Here is a 16,873-nt window from a genome sequence, read left to right as displayed (position 1 = left end):
GTGCCAGGATTAACCGGCATCACGCTTGTTACCGATTATCGGGCAAAACCTGAATGCAGGCTGAGGGATAATCCCTTCAACGCTGTATTTATGTTTTGCCCGATTGTGTTTCAGGAGTGAGCGATGCTGGTCAGACAAATACTGAATAATAATGTGGTCAGTGCCGTAGATGATAACGGCCTTGAAGTGATTTTAACCGGTCGGGGGCTGGGATTTAATACACGCAACGGGGCCCGTATTCATCTGCACGAAGCAGAAAAGATATTTCGGCTGCAAGATTCAGGCATCTCTGCACGCTTTAAAGATCTGGTCAGTGAAGTTCCCATCGATATTCTCCAGTTGACCGCCGATATCGTCAGCCTGGCGCATGAAACGCTGAAGCATAAACTAAGCGAAGGGCTGTATGTTACGCTGGCCGATCACCTCTACTTTGCGCTGGAGCGGCATAAAAATAACGCGCTGCTCGCCAACCCACTGGAATGGGAAGTCCGTCATTTTTACACCGCAGAATATGCGATTGGCCGCCAGGCACTGGGCATGGTAGTGGCCCGCACCGGCACCGTGCTACCAGACAGCGAAGCCTGCAGTATTGCGCTGCATATCGTGAATGCCGGGCTCAATGATAACTTAGGCAAAACCACTAAAATCACCCAACTCCTCTGTCAGTTACAACAAATCGTAAAATACTTTTTTACGCTGACCCGCGATGAACACAGTCTGAATTACCAGCGCTTCATTACCCATTTAAAATTCTTTGCGCAGCGGGTCATTGATGGCGAAGTATTAAATAACGACGACGAGGAATTATTCACGCTGGCACAACAGCGATATGCCCGAACGTTTGAGTGCGTAGAAGCCATCAGCACCTTCGTAAAAAAACATTATCACCACAGTATGAGTCACTCAGAAAAACTCTATCTAACGGTACACATTGAAAACATCGTGCAGCGCAGTGCGCATGATGTTGACACCCCATAATGCATTACTGAATTGCTTTACCGGCTTGTGACTGTTTAATCAGGCAAACCCCAGAAAATATGCCACCCGGTTTATGCCGGTCATTGTGGATGACGTCATATCGACTTCAGTCTGGAGGGATTTATGAATTATCAGGACACCGCACAGCAAATTATTCCCCTGATAGGCGGAAAAGATAACGTACAGTCTTTATTTCACTGCATTACCCGCCTGCGTTTTTTACTAAGAGATAACAGTAAAGCCGACCGTCACGCGCTTGAAGCACTGGATGGCGTGATCGGGGTTAATATTTCTGGCGACCAGTTTCAACTCATCATCGGTAATGATGTCAAACCACTGTGCGATGCGCTGCTCAGTCAGCTTCCGCTTCAGGAAGCTTCTGTCCGCCCTGCTTCGCGCTGTAACCCTGTTTCCGCAGTGCTTGAAGGGTTGTCCGGCATATTCTCACCGATTATTCCGGCCATAGCGGGTGCAGGGATTCTCAAGGGCATTCTGGCGCTAATGGTGGCGTTTCACTGGCTGGAGACACAAAACCAGAGCTACCAGATCCTGCTGGCGATCAGCGATGGCGTGTTCTATTTTTTGCCGCTGGCGCTGGCGTTCAGTGCGGCAAAACGCTTTGGTGCCAATCCTTATGTCGCTGTTGCGCTGGCGGCATCACTCTTTCACCCTGCCCTGCAAACCCTCTTTACCGCAGGTGAGCCGATACGTTTTCTGGGTTTACCCGTTCCCACGGTGAACTATGCTTCGACAGTCATTCCGGTCCTGCTATCAATCTGGCTGTTGAGTTACGTGGAGCGCCTGATTGACCGCGTTATCCCTGCCGCCCTCAAAACCATGTTTGTTCCGCTTTTAAGCCTGCTTATCGTCACGCCGGTGACGCTGATCGCTATCGGGCCATTAGGGATTTTTGCCGGTAACGCGCTGACCGGGGGCATTATCTGGCTGGTCGAAAACATGGGCATTATCGCGGGCGTGGTGGTCGGCGGGACGTTGTCGCTGATTATTATTACCGGCATGCACTATGTGCTGGTGCCGGTCATGATCCATAACATCAGCCATCTGGGATTCGACCCGTTTAAAATTCTTTTCTATGTGGCCAACCTTGGTCAGGCCGGTGCGGCGTTTGGCGTCTTTCTGCGGGCCCGGGATAAAAAGCTTAAATCGCTGGCGCTTACCACCAGCTTCAGTGCTGCCATGGGCATCACCGAGCCTGCGATGTACGGCATCAACATTCGCTACAAACGTCCCTTTGCCGCCGCTCTGCTTGGCGGTGCCTGTGGTGGCGCGTTTGCGATGGCGATGGGCGTAAAAACCTATGCGTTTGCACTCAGCGGCCTGCCCGGCATTCCCGCCCTGGTTGGTCCCACCTTCTTATCAGCACTGCTGAGTCTGGTCATTGCCTTTTCCAGTGCGGCCCTGCTGACCGTCATACTGGGTTTTGAGGAAGCGACCCGGAAGAACGTGGACAATACAGCCTCCTCACACTGTCATCATACGCAGGACCACGTAAGGCTTTTTGCGCCGGTCAGCGGTGAGATCACTCCGTTAAGCGCCTTAGCCGATCCGGTTTTTGCCGATGAAATTTTTGGCAAAGGGCTGGCGATTTACCCGACCGGCGGCAAGTTGCGCTCCCCCATTGATGGCCGCGTCGAGTCGCTCTTTGAAACCCACCACGCGCTGGGGCTGAAAAGTGACACTGGCGCGGAAATCCTGATCCACATTGGCATCGATACCGTGAAACTCGGCGGCCGCCATTTCACCAGCCATATTCAGCCGGGCCAGTTTATCCGCACCGGCGATCTGCTGATCACATTCGATCTGAACGCGCTTGAGGCCGAAGGCATCGATCCGAGCGTGATTGTAATCGTGACCAACTGCGAACGCTATGGCGAGGTTCGCCCGGTAAAAGCCGGGGGACATATCGCCTGCCGTGACGCTTTTCTGACACTCACCGCTGCGGCGGTTTAAGGAGCAAAGCATGACGTATTCACCCTCTTTTCCCGAAGGTTTTCTGTGGGGCGGTGCCACGGCCGCGAATCAGCTTGAGGGCGCCTGGCATGTCGGCGGTAAAGGGCTGTCCGTATCGGATGTGTACACCTTTGACGCATCCACACCGCAAGACCAGTGGCTGGATCAGTGGTTAAGCATGACCCATGCGCAGGTAGCGGAAGCACAGAATCCGGAGAGCAAAAAATATTATCCCAAACGTAAAGGCAACGGGTTTTACACCCACTTTAAAGAGGATATCGCGCTGTTCGCCGGGATGGGATTCAGGTGCTTCAGGATGTCGATTGCCTGGACGCGCATCTTTCCACGCGGCGATGAAGCAGAACCCAACGAGGCGGGCCTGCAGTTTTATGATGCAGTGCTGGATGCTCTGCTCGCTCACGGGATCGAACCGATTGTGTCATTGTCACATTACGAAATGCCGCTTGCGCTGGTGACGGATTACGGCGGCTGGCCCAATCGCCAGTTGGTAGATTTCTATGTGCGTTTTGCCACCACAGTTTTTATGCGCTATCGCAAAAAAGTGAAATACTGGATGACGTTCAACGAGATCAACTGTGTTAAGCATCACCCTTACGTGAGCATTGGCGTAATTGAAGAAGGTCACCCGCATATTGAACAGGATAAATACCAGGGTGCCCATCATCAGTTTGTCGCCAGCGCGCTGGCGACAAAGGCTTGCCACGCCATTATTCCCGGGGCGCAGGTGGGCTGTATGATCAGCTATCAAATCCTGTATCCGCACACCTGCCATCCGGATGATGTGCAGGCGTGCGAAGAAATGCAGCGCGTGTCGTTGTTTTTTAGCGATGTGCAGGCACGCGGCTACTATCCGGCTTATGCAGAAAGAATGCTGGCGGAAAAAGGCGTACAGCTGATTAAAGCCGTGGGCGACGATGAAATCCTGCGGCAACATCCGGTGGACTTTGTTTCCTTTAGCTATTACATGTCCAGTACGGTCAGCGCCCATCCTGAAAAACTCACCGGCGCGCAGGGCAACCTGATCACTGGCGGCATCAGAAATCCGCACCTGGAAACCAGTGAATGGGGCTGGCAAATCGATCCCAAAGGCCTGCGACTGGCACTGAATCAGCTGTATGATCGCTATCAAAAGCCGCTCTTTATTGCCGAAAACGGCCTGGGCGCAGTGGATACCGTCAAGCCCGATGGCAGTATTGATGACGATTACCGCATTGACTACCTGCGCCAGCACGTCGTGCAAATGAAAGAGGCCATTGCAGATGGCGTTCCCCTGTTTGGCTACACCTGGTGGGGACCGATTGACGTGGTGAGCGCAGGTACGGCGCAGATGTCTAAACGTTATGGGTTTATCTACGTGGATCAGGACGATATGGGTAATGGCACGCAGAAACGTACCTTAAAAAAGAGCTATCACTGGTATAAAAAACTGATAGCCTCTAATGGCGAAGACACGGGTCATTAAGCCGGTTGAACGCCATTGCTGTGACCTGCTGGCAGTCGCTGTCAGCAGGTCATTTTGATCTCAGCCGCTACCATGCATATCTGGCAGAAACACGTTGCTGTCACATCAACCTGAAGAGAGGGTTAAGTTGAACACGCTGCATCTCGTCGATCCCGAGCTACGTCCCCTGCTCGCTAACAGCGCGCCGCTGGAACTCACGCCTGACGCAATCATTGCGCTACGCCAGCAGCGCCAGGATGCTGCGCTTAAGCAGGTCCCGTCGTACCGCGACCAGGGGCTGAACATTGATGAACACCTGATCGCGTTTCCCGGCCATCCGTCGGTCAGAGTCTGTGTGATCACGCCCGTTGCGGCCGTCGGTAAACGCATGGGCATATTACATCTTCATGGCGGCGGTCATCTGTTTGGCAGCCCGGAGCAGTCCCTGTCGCTGACCAGCGCGACGGCACGGCGACATAACTGTGTGGTGGTCTCGGTGGACTATCGGCTGTCACCGGAAACCGTATTTCCGGGATCGCTGGAAGACAGCTATCAGGTGCTGAACTGGATGGTGAATGAAGCCGCGATGCTGGGCATCGATCCGGCACGTATCGGTGTTATGGGCGACAGCGCCGGTGCCGGGCTGGCGGCCTCACTGGCGCTGTTCACCCGCGATCGGAATGGCCCCACGCTGGCCTTTCAGAATCTGATGTTCCCGATGCTGGATGACCGCACAGTCACCGAAACCCGTCCCAATCCCGTGACCGGCGAGTTTGTCTGGACGCGGGAATACAACCGCATCGGCTGGTCGGCGCTGCTGGGCGAAGCACCCGGTGGCGAAGCCGTTTCGCCTTATGCGGCCCCCGCTCGCGCCACAGACCTGCGCGGACTTCCCCCGGCCTGGATTGGCGTGGGCACGCTGGACCTGTTTCTGGATGAGAACCTCGACTATGCACAACGGTTAATCCGCGCCGGGGTTGCCGTGGAGTTGCACGTCTGGCCAGGCGCGTTTCATGGTTTCCACGGCAGTGAGACGGCGGCAGTATCGTTGCAGGCCCGGGAACTGCGCCAAATCTGGCTGTTGCGCTTTGCGCCCTGATACTCAGCCAAGCCAGGGTTAACGTCCATCCAGGGCTCACGGAGTGAAGTGATGCAAATGCTGCACATTGTGCCTCGCCTGATGACAGCGGTGCGGGCGGGCAACAAACGCCATACGATACGCTGGCAGGAACAGGCCATTACGCCCGGTCCACTGCGTTATATCAACCACGAAGATCCTGCTGACAGCGTCATTGTGACTGTTGAACGGGTTGTCATGATGCCGCTGTCATCCGTCGCGCAGCATCTGGGCAAAGATGGGGAATGGCCCGATGCGGAACTGCTGGCAGGCATGCAGGAGCACTATCCCGCGATTCAGCTCGATTCTCAGGTGGCAGTGATACATCACTCCGCCCCCTGTGAGACGGAGACAGGACGCTATCAGACACTGCTTGCCGCGTTGACGGCGCTGGAATGCAGTCTGCATCAGGAAAAACGTTACGATGCAGCCTGGCTGGCGCAGCGACTGCATCCTGAATTTCAGGAAATTACCCGCTCGGGCGTGCGGGTGAATCGCGCGCAGACGATTGCGGCCTTACAAGCTGAAGCGCATGCGCCGGCAATCGTCAGCCGCGATTTTCAGCTGATACAGACAGGAACACATCACGCCCTGTTGCTTTACCGTACCGCAAGACCCGATGGCCGCCATGCCGCATGGCGGTCGTCCCATTGGGTGTATCACGCAACGCAAGGCTGGCAGATGATTTTTCATCAGGCCAGCCCCGCAGCAGAACCGGATTTTTAGTGCGGATACCGGCGCATCCTGAAGACGGATGCGCCCGCCTGGCTATTTCACTACCGGGTTTTTCTGCAACGACAGCGCATCCATAAACGCATCGTCCAGTTGCAGGTGTTGTTTCACCAGGTCGCGCGGCGTACCGGCCAGCCATTGATTCAGTGAAATGTCAGCGTAATAATCGCTTTTGAACAGCTCCAGGAACCGCAGCGGCCCCTTGCCGGTGTTTTCCACATAGTGCCCCATGGCGAACGGCACATAGCCGACATCTCCGGCCCGGTAATCAAAGGTTCTGGCCTGGCCGGATGAACCAAACACGCCCATGCGTCCTTCGCCTTCCAGATAGTATTGCCACTCATCGTTGTTTGGATGCCAGTGCAGCTCACGCAAGCCACCGGGTTCGATCTCGACCAGTGCCGCCGCAATGGTTTTGGAGACCTTAAAGGTGGAAGAGTCGGTGATGCGGACCGTGCCGCCTGGCGCTTTGATCGGGTCCTGCGCCAGCATACGGTGAGTAAAGGTGCGCTTGGCTTTGGTTGCCCCTTGTACCTGCACCGATGACAGGCTGCCGGGCACCGGTGCGGCAAAGATATATTCGTCCTGCGGCGACGGTAATTTCGCAAAGGTTGAGACAGGGACCTTAAAGTTTTTCGCCAAGATCTCGGGCGGAATATGTTTAAACCAGTCGGACAGCAGGAAGGTGCTGTCTTCATCGAATCCACCGTTGTCAAAGGCCAGCAGGAACTCACAGCCGTCCGGCCCCAGGCCCTGAATAGAGTGCGGAATGCCCGGCGGGAAATACCACAAATCACCCACGCCAATATCGTCCACGAACCAGGTGCCGTCGGTATCAAACGCCGTGACGCGGGCGTTGCCATAGGTCATGTAGGCCCATTCGCCCTCTTTATGCCAGTGCAGCTCACGAATGCCCCCTGCATTGAGGCGCATATCCACGCCCGCAATCGTGGTGGAGACGCCGAGCTCACGTTGAGTGACCTGGCGGGTCCATCCACCGCTGCTTTTACGTACGTGCGCGTCACTGAAGGAAAAGCGCAGATTCGGTAACGTGCCGCTGTCCGTCGCCGGTGGATTCACGATATCCGGGTTTTCGGCTTCGCGGATCGGATCGTGCGGGCCGGGATCGCGGCCCCCGCCGGAAAAAGACTGGATGCTGTTATGCGCGTGCACCTGTCCGGCCGCCAGCGCGACGGTGCCGCCCGCCGCAAAAGCCATAAAACTTCTTCGGGTTAATTTACTCATAAATACACTACCTCGTTCCTTGCTGATAAAGTCGCCGACATGCACTGTCCTAAGGAATGTATAGCGGGGAAAGTTAAATTTTATTTATGTGATATGTAAATTTTGATGACAACCACAAGACAGGTATGGCGCAGAAGTTATCAACGCGTGCGAACTTTTTGCCGCTGGTTTAGGAATGGTTAAGTTTTCTTATTGATACTGCCCCAGAACTGGCATGAAAAGATAATTTTCGCGTCCGGCCTTCGTATCGTTTTTGATCACACTTTGTTACAGGTGCAGAGCAGTGAGTGCACCGGCGCAGGCGGGTGACTGAGCAGGCATAAGGTGAATTGACTGCATAACGGGCGATCAGGTTATCCGGCCAGCATGACGGTGGTGTCCTGACCGCCTGACCAGGGCGCAGATAAGTCGGATGAGTGCGGCGTCTGGCCGACATAACCTGCGTGACCCGACGTGAACGTCCTGTCAGAACACGCCGTCCCGACGCGGTCTGGCGGCCTGTTGGGGTGCGCGTGCGGAGAAAGGCGCATCAGGTTGTTGCGCACAAGACGGGTAAGCGCTGTGCCGTTCAGGCAGATTAACGATGATGATGCTCTCTTCCGGTCCGTCGAGCACCTCATCCATCAGGTTCAGATAGTCGTAAGCATTTTGCATAAATCGTCTCTGTTCAGTTATCCATAGTGAAGCAGGTAATCCAGTCAACACAGGCACGAAATGATCACTGCGAAGGATCGATAATAGCCGCTAATCACCCTGTCACAAGCAGATTACGCTTATATGACAACAATCAGAGGAAAATGCGGCGTGCACAGGGCACGCCGCACCAGGTCAGAAGAAGCCAAGTGGCTGAATGCTGTAACTCACCAGCAGGTTTTTAGTCTGCTGATAGTGATCAAGCATCATCTTGTGGGTTTCACGACCAATGCCCGATTTCTTGTACCCGCCAAAGGCGGCATGGGCAGGATAGAGATGGTAACAGTTAGTCCAGACGCGACCGGCTTTGATCGCACGGCCCACCCGATAGGCGCGGTTGATATCCCGCGTCCAGACGCCCGCGCCCAGCCCATAGATGGAATCATTGGCGATGGCGATAGCTTCTGCCTCGTCTTTAAAGGTAGTGATGCCGACAACCGGCCCAAAGATCTCCTCCTGGAAGACGCGCATGCTGTTGTTGCCTTTCAGCAGCGTCGGCTGGATGTAGTAGCCGCTGGCGAGCGCATCGTCGAGCTTTTCAACGCCGCCGCCGGTGAGGATTTCGGCCCCTTCCTGACGGGCAATCTCCAGATACGAGAGTATTTTGTCGAACTGCTGCTGTGACGCCTGAGCACCGACCATGGTCTCCGTATCCAGCGGATCGCCGCGTCTGATGGTTTTGATACGTTTAAGCACCGCCGCCATAAAGGGCTCATAGATGGATTCCTGCACCAGCGCGCGCGACGGGCAGGTACAGACTTCGCCCTGATTCAGGAAGCCCAACACTACGCCCTCTGCCGCTTTTTCAATAAAGCTCTCTTCGGCCTGCATAATGTCTTCGAAGAAGATGTTAGGTGATTTACCGCCCAGCTCAACGGTGGACGGGATCAGGCTTTTCGCCGCCAGCTCCAGAATGTGTCCGCCCGTCGCCGTCGATCCGGTAAAGGCCACCTTGGCAATACCGGGATGCGAGGCCAGCGCCTCACCGGCTTCTTTTCCGTAGCCGTGAATCACGTTCACCACACCGGGCGGCAGCAGATCTTGAATCAGTTCAACAAACAGCGTGATCGACAGCGGCGTTTGTTCTGCCGGTTTAAGCACCACGCAGTTGCCCGCACCCAGTGCCGGTGCCAGCTTCCAGGCCGCCATCAGCAGCGGGAAGTTCCACGGAATAATCTGCGCCACCACGCCCAGTGGCTCGTGGAAATGATAGGCGGCGGTAAACTCGTCGATTTCAGCTGCGCTGCCCTCCTGCGCCCTGACGCAACCGGCGAAATAACGGAAATGATCCACCGCCAGCGGCATATCCGCAGCCAGCGTTTCCCGCACCGGCTTACCGTTATCCCATGTTTCATTGACAGCCATGTATTCCAGATTTTCTTCCAGGCGGTCAGCAATTTTTAACAGTACCAGCGCACGTTGCTGAGGTGAGGTTTTGCCCCATGCGTCAGCGGCTGCGGCGGCCGCCGCCACGGCCTTATCGACATCGGCCTTGTCCGATCGGGGAAACTCGCCCGCGGCTGAGCCGTTAACGGGGGACGTATTGGTAAAATAGTTACCGTTTACCGGGGCGACGAACTCGCCGTTGATGAAATTGCCGTAGTGCTTCTGCAAAGTGATGAGAGAACCCTGTTCTCCTGGAGCGGCATAACGCATGCTGGATCTCCTTACGCTGTGTGATGTGAAACAACTATGAAACTTGTTGTTAACATATTCGATCAGCGCCAGCCTGACAGGTTTGTTGTCCCTAAACTGTGACCGCGGCGAAGGAAATACCCGCCAGAGCCACTACAGATAATTCCGACTTTTTACCGCTTCGCCTGTTAACTGGAAACTTTCGGCGCGAATGAGGTCAATATGAGGATATGTTCACTCTGGAGGTAGGTCAGCATGTTGGCTTCGGCTTTCACGTTAATGCGCGCAAAAGCAGATTTCGTCCACCAGTTCATCCGCAATCCGCGCAAGATGGGCAGCATCACGCCGTCTTCCGAAGCGCTGTGTCGCACCATGGTGGAAGCGGTCGACTGGCGTCATCAATTCCGGATCGCTGAGTTAGGCGCAGGCGATGGTGTGCTGACGCGTCGCCTGCTGGCAAAGATGGCACCTGAGGCCACACTGGACGTATTTGAAATCAGCAGCGCGCTGGCACAAAAGCTTAACGCGCTGGATGATGAACGCATGACGGTACGCACCTGTTCGGCGGAGTACCTGAACGGCAGCTATGACGCTATTTTTTCTGGCCTTCCGCTTCTGTCGCTGTCGCCGGAACTGCGCGAGGCGATTTTACAGGCGGTTTTCCACTCGCTGGGCCCAAACGGCGTCTTTGTACAGTTTCAGTACACATCCCTGACCCAGCCCGATTTGTCCCGTTACTTTACCTGGGAACGTCAGCGGGTTTTAAAAAACGTGCCGCCCGCCTGGGTTTACCGCTGCGCCCGTCACTATGCGCCCTGAGCGCTGTCGACCGCCGGGCGCGTTTGCAGCCAGAAATGGGTTAAAATGCTGCGTGCCCAGTCCGCCCCCTGCAGTTCGGCGCCATCGCTGTCTACATCGTCGGGCAGACAGGCATCCATAATCTGGCGATCAAATTCGGGATGGAACTGCATGGACAGCGCATTCGGCGAATAGCGCAATACCTGGCAGGGATCTTTTTCTGACTGTGCCAGAATCGTCGACTGCGGCGGCGGTATCACCACCGACTGACGATGAGAAAGCCAGGCCTCGAAGTGTTCCGGCAGGGTCGCAAGCAGGGGATCGTGCTTCGCCGCGGTCGTCGTGTTCAGCGCCAGTAATCCCCGTTCCCAGCCATGAGGGTTGTCCGCGACTTTACCTCCCAGCGCATACGCCATGAGCTGATGCCCGTAACACACGCCCAGTAGTGGCAACTGCGCGTCCATCCCCGCGCGAACCCAGGCGGCGGTGCGTTCGCTCCACTCCTCATGGTCAGTCACCATTGCCCACGAACCGCTTAATACCGCGCCGGAGATTTCAGTAAACTGTGGCAACGGCTCACCCAGATGCGGACGGACGATAAGGTAATCTTCAGGCTGTAAATTCAGAGCATCAATAAACCAGACCGGTTGTTCACCGATTTTTTCGACCACACTGGCAGGAGGAACATCTAACTGAATCAGGGCAAGCGGCAAGGCAGGTGCATAAGTCATACCGAATCGGATCCTCACAGGCGTTAACGTTTCGGAAAATCAGTCTGACAGCAACTGTTGTAAAAGTCTTATGAATTTTTAGAGTTAACTAAATAAAAAAAACGTTAATCATTGTCTTAACCGCGCGGGTTCATGCCATGATTATCGGGTAACGTGTTTTTTCAAAGGATGACATTGTGGCAGTGCGGCATTTCTTTACGGTTCTGATGGTCGTGTCCATCTGGGCCTTTAATAACGTGGCGGTGAAATGGGGCTTAGTGGATTTACCGCCCCTGTTCCTGACCTGGATGCGGTTTTTCGTCGTGGCGATTGTCCTGGTACCGTTTTGCCGGATTAACCGTCAACAGTTTCCCTGGCTGTTACTGCTGGCCTTTACGTTTGGCTTTATGCACTTCTCGCTGCTGTTTCTCGGCATGCGTTATACCGATGCCGGAACAGGAGCGATTGTGGTGCAACTGGGCACGCCGATTGCGATGCTGCTGGCGATGGTATTCCTGAAAGAGAAGCTGCGGCTTATCCAGCTTATCGGCATTATGATTTCGCTGAGCGGTGTAGTGGTGCTGTCCGGCAGCCCGACGATCCCCGCCTGGTGGGTGCTCTGTATCCTGCTGTGCAGCGCCACGGGCTGGGCGGTGAGCAATCTGATTGTGAAAAAATCGCCCCCGATTAAGCCGCTGACCATGACGGGCTGGATCGCGTTTCTGGCGTTGCCCATTGTCGGCGCGGCCAGCTATATGTCCGAATCACATCAGCTTTATGCCCTGCAACATGCGGGCTGGCGCGGCTGGTTTGCCATTCTCTACAGTGCGATTGCCTCTTCGGTAGTCGCCTATACCTTGTGGTATTCACTACTGAAGAAATACAACGTTAACCTGATTATGCCCTACTCCCTGCTGACACCGGTGCTGGCAGTGATCATGGGCATTGTGGTGCTGGGCGACAGCCTGAACAGTTTCAAAATTATTGGTGCCTCGCTGGTGATCCTCGGCACTACCATTGCGGTAATCAACCTGCGTAATCTGCGCATGCACGCCCGGTTTCCGCGCTTACGACGTCGTTAAAGGCACATGCTATGCTTCAGGAATCGTCCGCTTCAGGAGCCTGTAGCATGAATCATCTGGCCAACGCACTCTGGCAGCAGATGTGGCAAGGATTGCATGGCAACCCTGCGCCACATGCGCTGCCCGTTTTCACCGATCACGCGGCCTTTTCCTCCGCCTATGCCGTCAGTGAACTGGCGGCCACCAGTCTGGGATTAGCGACGCAGGGCATCGCTGAATTACTCAATCGTCCTGTCCGTGCACAGATCAATGTCCGCCTTGCCTCACGCTGGTTCCAGCACAGTTTTATGCCGCTTAACCGCCCTGCACCCGCACTGTGGGATGCTTTCGCGGGCGATTACGCCTGCCGCAACGGCTGGATCCGTCTGCATACCAATGCGCCCCACCATCGCCTGGCGATGGAGAGCGTGCTGGGTCAGCATCCGGATCGGGATGCGCTGGCGCGGGAAGTGGCGCAGTGGCAGGCCTCCGAGCTGGAGCAGGCCGTGATTGACGCTGGCGGTTGCGCTGCCGAAATGCGCAGTGCTGAAGCCTGGCGACAGCATCCGCAGGGACTGGCCGTCATACATGAACCGTTGTTTGCCCGGCAGACCATGACCGAAGGCCCTGCGGTCGACTGGGCGCTGCCCGACGCGCGTCCGTTACTGGGCATCAGGGTGCTGGATCTGACGCGCATCATCGCGGGCCCGGTGGCCACGCGCTTTCTCGCCGGCCTGGGGGCAAATGTGTTGCGTATCGATCCACCCGGCTGGCAGGAGCCGGGCGCGGATGAGGAGCTCGCCTGCGGCAAGCGCCGCGCCGTGCTGGACCTGAAACAGCCCGCTGACCGTGCGCAGTTTATCTGGTTGCTGAAACAGGCCGATGTGCTTGTGCACGGTTACCGTGCCGATGCGCTGGAAAAGCTGGGATTTGATGCGGAATCGCTGCAAAGCCTGTGTCCCGGCCTGGTGGACGTGGGCCTGAATGCCTGGGGCTGGCAGGGCCCCTGGCGCAACCGGCGCGGTTTCGACAGTCTGGTGCAGATGGGTTGCGGTATTGCCGAACAGGGCATGCGCTGGAAGCAACATACTGCACCGGTGCCTCTGCCGGTTCAGGCGCTGGATCATGCCACGGGTTACCTGATAGCGGCGGCCGTGCTGGCCGGTCTGCGTCAGCGCCTTCATGAAGGCAGCGGAAGCCAGACGCGCCTGTCGCTGGCGCGCACCGCCTGGCTGCTGGAGCAGCACCGTTACGCCAGCGACATGGCCCATTCGGGGATCATCCCGCAGCACAGCGACAATCAGCCCAGCCTGGAACTGACACCGTGGGGAATCGGCGTACGTCTGCACTCCGCCGCATGGCTGCCCGGCACCGCCCTGAAGTGTGCCACGCCCGGCTGCCCACCCGGTAGCCATCCGGCGACGTGGTAAATCAGGCGTCGTCGCCCTGCTCGCTGGCGCTTTCCACCAGCTCATCGTACATGGCCTGAATCGCTTCACGGCTCAACTCGGCCAGGGTGCGGTAAAAGGCGGTGGTGGCATGCGCCTCGACTTTGCCCAGGAACGCGCCGCACCACGGCATCAGAAACGTATCAAACAGCGCCAGTTGAGCGGCGCTTTCGTCTGCCGCAGACTGATCTTCCAGCCATGACGCCGCCAGCAACAGCGCGCCAAAATGGTCCGTCGGTGCTTCACCCAGCGGCATACCGCGCGAGGTTAAAAAGGCGCGGATCTCGGACTCCGGCTTTCCTTCCGGCCAGTGTGAGGCAAAGGGCGAAACGTTACATGATTCGCCAACAAACAGCGCCTCATAGTCGGCAGTCAGTGCCTGCGGATCGCTGCTCTGCTGTAACCGTTTCAACAGCGCATCCTGCTCCAGCGGCCACTGCGCCGCCAGTTTGCCTTCGCGAATCAGCGTAAACAGCGGTGCCAGCAGGGGATCCTGCGGATGGCGGTTAAACAGCGAGCCGATAATGCGGCACAGAATGGAAAACTCATTCATGAGTCAGAATTCCTTGAAGGAGAAAAATTAAAAGTCCGCCAGCTCGGGGATCGTCTTGCCCGTGCGCAGTGCCAGAAAATCGAGCAGGCGACGCGGCGTGACATTTAACACGCGATCCTCCGGAAAATCCACTTCTCTGGCGATACGCAGGCAGTGCTCAAAATTGCCCAGTATAAATGCTGTATGGGAATCAGAGCCGACGGCCAGGCGTCCACCCGCCTTGCCGACGGCTTCGGCAATCGCCGTGATATTAACGGGATATTTCGGGTGCCAAGAGGAAATCCTATACAGAATATAATGATAAAGCTCTATTTCAAAATTTTTTAAACAAGAGACACCCTCTTACTCCCTATTAACTTTAAAATTTTCTTGTTATCTAAAACTCATTATAGAATGATCGATTTTTCTGTTAAAACGCACAAGAAAGATTAATAATCAGAGCATGTGATGATCATTCTCAGACAATAAAAATATATAATTAATGATTTTAACTTACTTTCACGCATAAATTATTCCAATACATAAATCTCAACATTCTTTTAACAGGAACTATGGATCAACACGAACTTGAAGAGGTTGAGATTAACTTAAAGTAAACCGATGAGCTAGTGTATATAGTAACTTTAACAGGACATAAAGATTCACATAAAAAATTCCATAAAGTAGAAATATTCTATTAAGGACAGGAGTTAATGTTCATTTTAATTTTTACCCCCTTTTTTTCTAGTAACCAATGCATTCTTAATGCTTTTCATCAATTTATAAAGAAGCTTTATATTTGGTGTCGAATCTTTAATCCTCACCCTGTTAGGTTTAGGCTGATGGACTAAAAAATGGGAATAAGATCAATAGCAAAGGCGTAAGATAGATATTTTCAATGCTATCGCTATTTATGCTGTTATTGGACCTTGGGCTTCAGGAGCAGAAAAAGACGACTTCAGAAATTAAATTTATTTCATCATATAAATTTCAGGTTTAATTTTTCTCGACATAGAAACATAGTTCTAGAGAGATAAAGAAGCTCATCGCTCGGTTAACACTGCTGAAACAACGATCATTGGAACTAACTCTGTAAAAGAATCACTACTATTATTAAAAAATAGAATCCCCTTCTTTTTGCTACGTTTTCGCCAACATCAAAATAGTAAGCTGGATCAGCATAATTATTTATCAATGTCAGAGCTAAAGATAAAAAGCGTTAATTCATTCCTTGTGCTCTCCCCTGACTTTACCAAGCCAGTAAGCAGCACCATAACCTACGAGGAAACATCCGACGAAGCCGCAGAGTTTCAATGGCCAGCTATCGAAGACGTACAGCGAAGCAAGAGCAAGAAAACTCATTATCACTGTAATTGTTCCTTCAAGAAGATGTGCCGAGAGCTTAGCCAGCAAATTTACAGATTTCATCGTTAATCCTTTTACATGTCTGTGGATGGCTGCTGATAAAGTCCAGGTAGGGTTTCAATTGATCTTCAACTACGAAGTAAATCATATCAAGCCCTTGCGGCTGTACCTTCCAATACGTCGAACTGTAATGATTTGCCATACGCCTGCTGGCAAGGGCTGCTTCTTCTATAAGTCCTTGCCACAAGGCAGTACTGACAGCAAATTAAGTACTGAAGCGGAACAGTGCTTTGTATGCGTAGCTACTGCGAGCATTTTTAATGATTAACATTGCGATCGACTGAGACACGACCACTTGACCGCCAATTCGTCCACCGATACGTCCAGCACCATAGGCTACCTGATTTTGAACTTTCTCTTTCCCCTGCTCATCAAGTTTGTTGTAAAACTCCGTAATGACAGTGGTGACGAGACGACGTAAAGGTTCTTCATTGCTCGCAAGTGATTTGACGACCTGATAGAACCGCTCGTTTTCCCGCTCATTTCTGAGCTGCCGATCATAACCCAATGCACCAGTACTGATGTAAGTGCGTTTAGCTCCGTAGTAGGCGCTCTGAGGAATTCCCTTGATGCTGTCCCATATGCCATGTGCGATGTTCGATGCGTCCATGTCTTCATCCTTAAGGTGAGCAATGCTTAATCTTATCTGAGATACAAGACTGTTTTCAAACAGGTGTATATCGCCGCCTGGGAATTTCGACGGGGCCACGAGTCGACTAACCGGTAACCGCGTCACCAGAACTATCAAGCGCGATAATAATCATGCATTGTTTGTTCAAAATGCTTTTCCTACCTCTTATTTATCTGTCACAGGCTGGCTCTAAACTTAGTAACGCCAGATGGCAGGCATCTAAAAAAAGACCAGCCTGTAAGTCAGTTAATCTCGCGCCGCTAATATCTTTTAGTGAAGTAATTTCCAGCAATCCCTTGAAGGAGAAAAATTAAAAGTCCGCCAGCTCGGGGATCGTCTTGCCCGTGCGCAGTGCCAGAAAATCGAGCAGGCGACGCGGCGTGACATTTAACACGCGATCCTCCGGAAAATCCACTTCTCTGGCGATACGCAGAC

General features: G+C 54.0%; 15 protein-coding genes and 2 pseudogenes. 8 read left to right on the top strand and 9 right to left on the bottom strand.

Annotated features, from left to right (window positions below; all coding sequences use genetic code 11):
* Positions 1 to 123: 123 nt before the first annotated feature.
* From C7434_RS03705 to C7434_RS03685, 5 genes are all read left to right on the top strand, one after another.
* Complete coding sequence (locus tag C7434_RS03705; protein ID WP_033737497.1) at positions 124 to 978, top strand: PRD domain-containing protein; 855 nt, start codon at positions 124 to 126, stop codon at positions 976 to 978.
* 123 nt (positions 979 to 1,101) lie between these two features.
* Positions 1,102 to 2,949: a beta-glucoside-specific PTS transporter subunit IIABC gene (locus C7434_RS03700; protein WP_033737499.1), complete on the top strand. Its 1,848-nt coding sequence runs from the start codon at positions 1,102 to 1,104 to the stop codon at positions 2,947 to 2,949.
* Positions 2,950 to 2,959: 10 nt separating this feature from the next.
* Complete coding sequence (locus tag C7434_RS03695; RefSeq protein ID WP_033737500.1) at positions 2,960 to 4,432, top strand: glycoside hydrolase family 1 protein; 1,473 nt, start codon at positions 2,960 to 2,962, stop codon at positions 4,430 to 4,432.
* 127 nt (positions 4,433 to 4,559) lie between these two features.
* Complete coding sequence (locus C7434_RS03690; protein ID WP_033737758.1) at positions 4,560 to 5,510, top strand: alpha/beta hydrolase; 951 nt, start codon at positions 4,560 to 4,562, stop codon at positions 5,508 to 5,510.
* A gap of 51 nt (positions 5,511 to 5,561) precedes the next feature.
* On the top strand, positions 5,562 to 6,254 hold the full coding sequence (locus C7434_RS03685; RefSeq protein ID WP_033737501.1) for a DUF4440 domain-containing protein: 693 nt from the start codon (positions 5,562 to 5,564) through the stop codon (positions 6,252 to 6,254).
* Positions 6,255 to 6,296: 42 nt separating this feature from the next.
* Here C7434_RS03685 and C7434_RS03680 read toward each other — a convergent pair whose 3' ends face one another.
* From C7434_RS03680 to C7434_RS03670, 3 genes are all read right to left on the bottom strand, one after another.
* A complete protein-coding gene (locus C7434_RS03680) occupies positions 6,297 to 7,505 on the bottom strand; it encodes a cupin domain-containing protein (protein WP_133745143.1) in 1,209 nt (402 codons plus the stop codon).
* 465 nt (positions 7,506 to 7,970) lie between these two features.
* On the bottom strand, positions 7,971 to 8,159 hold the full coding sequence (locus C7434_RS03675; RefSeq protein WP_039340978.1) for a hypothetical protein: 189 nt from the start codon (positions 8,157 to 8,159) through the stop codon (positions 7,971 to 7,973).
* Between the two features lie 174 nt (positions 8,160 to 8,333).
* Positions 8,334 to 9,854: an aldehyde dehydrogenase family protein gene (locus tag C7434_RS03670; RefSeq protein WP_133745142.1), complete on the bottom strand. Its 1,521-nt coding sequence runs from the start codon at positions 9,852 to 9,854 to the stop codon at positions 8,334 to 8,336.
* A gap of 234 nt (positions 9,855 to 10,088) precedes the next feature.
* Here C7434_RS03670 and C7434_RS03665 point away from each other — a divergent pair, with 234 nt between their 5' ends.
* Positions 10,089 to 10,652 (top strand): methyltransferase domain-containing protein, encoded by a 564-nt coding sequence (locus C7434_RS03665; RefSeq protein WP_133745141.1) that lies wholly within the window; start codon positions 10,089 to 10,091, stop codon positions 10,650 to 10,652.
* Here C7434_RS03665 and C7434_RS03660 read toward each other — a convergent pair.
* Positions 10,640 to 11,362: a glutamine amidotransferase gene (locus tag C7434_RS03660; RefSeq protein ID WP_033737507.1), complete on the bottom strand. Its 723-nt coding sequence runs from the start codon at positions 11,360 to 11,362 to the stop codon at positions 10,640 to 10,642. The genes C7434_RS03665 and C7434_RS03660 overlap by 13 nt on opposite strands.
* 176 nt (positions 11,363 to 11,538) lie before the next feature.
* Between C7434_RS03660 and C7434_RS03655 the strand changes: the two genes are divergently transcribed.
* Together C7434_RS03655 and C7434_RS03650 are read left to right on the top strand one after the other, a co-directional pair.
* Positions 11,539 to 12,423, top strand: a complete 885-nt coding sequence (locus C7434_RS03655) for an EamA family transporter (RefSeq protein ID WP_006119699.1) — start codon at positions 11,539 to 11,541, stop codon at positions 12,421 to 12,423.
* Between the two features lie 47 nt (positions 12,424 to 12,470).
* Positions 12,471 to 13,832, top strand: coding sequence for a CoA transferase (locus tag C7434_RS03650; RefSeq protein ID WP_033737509.1), 1,362 nt, complete (start codon positions 12,471 to 12,473; stop codon positions 13,830 to 13,832).
* Between the two features lies 1 nt (position 13,833).
* Here C7434_RS03650 and C7434_RS03645 read toward each other — a convergent pair whose 3' ends face one another.
* The 5 genes and pseudogenes from C7434_RS03645 to C7434_RS03625 all read right to left on the bottom strand — a co-directional run.
* The gene (locus tag C7434_RS03645; protein ID WP_006119701.1) at positions 13,834 to 14,403 is read right to left on the bottom strand and encodes a molecular chaperone; all 570 of its coding nucleotides are present in this window, start codon (positions 14,401 to 14,403) and stop codon (positions 13,834 to 13,836) included.
* A gap of 27 nt (positions 14,404 to 14,430) precedes the next feature.
* Positions 14,431 to 14,673, bottom strand: a pseudogene (locus C7434_RS03640) (phosphatase); the annotation flags it as partial.
* A gap of 933 nt (positions 14,674 to 15,606) precedes the next feature.
* Complete coding sequence (locus C7434_RS03635; RefSeq protein ID WP_133745140.1) at positions 15,607 to 15,810, bottom strand: hypothetical protein; 204 nt, start codon at positions 15,808 to 15,810, stop codon at positions 15,607 to 15,609.
* 202 nt (positions 15,811 to 16,012) lie between these two features.
* Positions 16,013 to 16,417 (bottom strand): hypothetical protein, encoded by a 405-nt coding sequence (locus C7434_RS03630; RefSeq protein ID WP_133745139.1) that lies wholly within the window; start codon positions 16,415 to 16,417, stop codon positions 16,013 to 16,015.
* A 331-nt stretch (positions 16,418 to 16,748) separates the two neighbouring features.
* A pseudogene (locus C7434_RS03625) lies at positions 16,749 to 16,873 on the bottom strand (phosphatase); the annotation flags it as partial.

The organism is Pantoea sp. PNA 14-12 (assembly GCF_004364735.1).
In the GTDB taxonomy this organism is placed as follows: domain Bacteria; phylum Pseudomonadota; class Gammaproteobacteria; order Enterobacterales; family Enterobacteriaceae; genus Pantoea; species Pantoea stewartii.
The sequence above is the reverse complement of the archived record's forward strand: the minus strand, read 5'-3'. Positions and strand labels throughout refer to the sequence as shown.

Bases quoted from the DNA above. Each gene is read 5' to 3' on its own strand.
- C7434_RS03680 (WP_133745143.1), bottom strand. From the start codon at position 7,505: ATGAGTAAATTAACCCGAAGAAGTTTTATGGCTTTTGCGGCGGGCGGC.
- C7434_RS03650 (WP_033737509.1), top strand. From the start codon at position 12,471: ATGAATCATCTGGCCAACGCACTCTGGCAGCAGATGTGGCAAGGATTG.
- C7434_RS03695 (WP_033737500.1), top strand. From the start codon at position 2,960: ATGACGTATTCACCCTCTTTTCCCGAAGGTTTTCTGTGGGGCGGTGCC.
- C7434_RS03675 (WP_039340978.1), bottom strand. From the start codon at position 8,159: ATGCAAAATGCTTACGACTATCTGAACCTGATGGATGAGGTGCTCGAC.
- C7434_RS03685 (WP_033737501.1), top strand. From the start codon at position 5,562: ATGCAAATGCTGCACATTGTGCCTCGCCTGATGACAGCGGTGCGGGCG.
- C7434_RS03705 (WP_033737497.1), top strand. From the start codon at position 124: ATGCTGGTCAGACAAATACTGAATAATAATGTGGTCAGTGCCGTAGAT.
- C7434_RS03645 (WP_006119701.1), bottom strand. From the start codon at position 14,403: ATGAATGAGTTTTCCATTCTGTGCCGCATTATCGGCTCGCTGTTTAAC.
- C7434_RS03660 (WP_033737507.1), bottom strand. From the start codon at position 11,362: ATGACTTATGCACCTGCCTTGCCGCTTGCCCTGATTCAGTTAGATGTT.
- C7434_RS03635 (WP_133745140.1), bottom strand. From the start codon at position 15,810: ATGAAATCTGTAAATTTGCTGGCTAAGCTCTCGGCACATCTTCTTGAA.
- C7434_RS03630 (WP_133745139.1), bottom strand. From the start codon at position 16,417: ATGGACGCATCGAACATCGCACATGGCATATGGGACAGCATCAAGGGA.
- C7434_RS03665 (WP_133745141.1), top strand. From the start codon at position 10,089: ATGTTGGCTTCGGCTTTCACGTTAATGCGCGCAAAAGCAGATTTCGTC.
- C7434_RS03700 (WP_033737499.1), top strand. From the start codon at position 1,102: ATGAATTATCAGGACACCGCACAGCAAATTATTCCCCTGATAGGCGGA.
- C7434_RS03670 (WP_133745142.1), bottom strand. From the start codon at position 9,854: ATGCGTTATGCCGCTCCAGGAGAACAGGGTTCTCTCATCACTTTGCAG.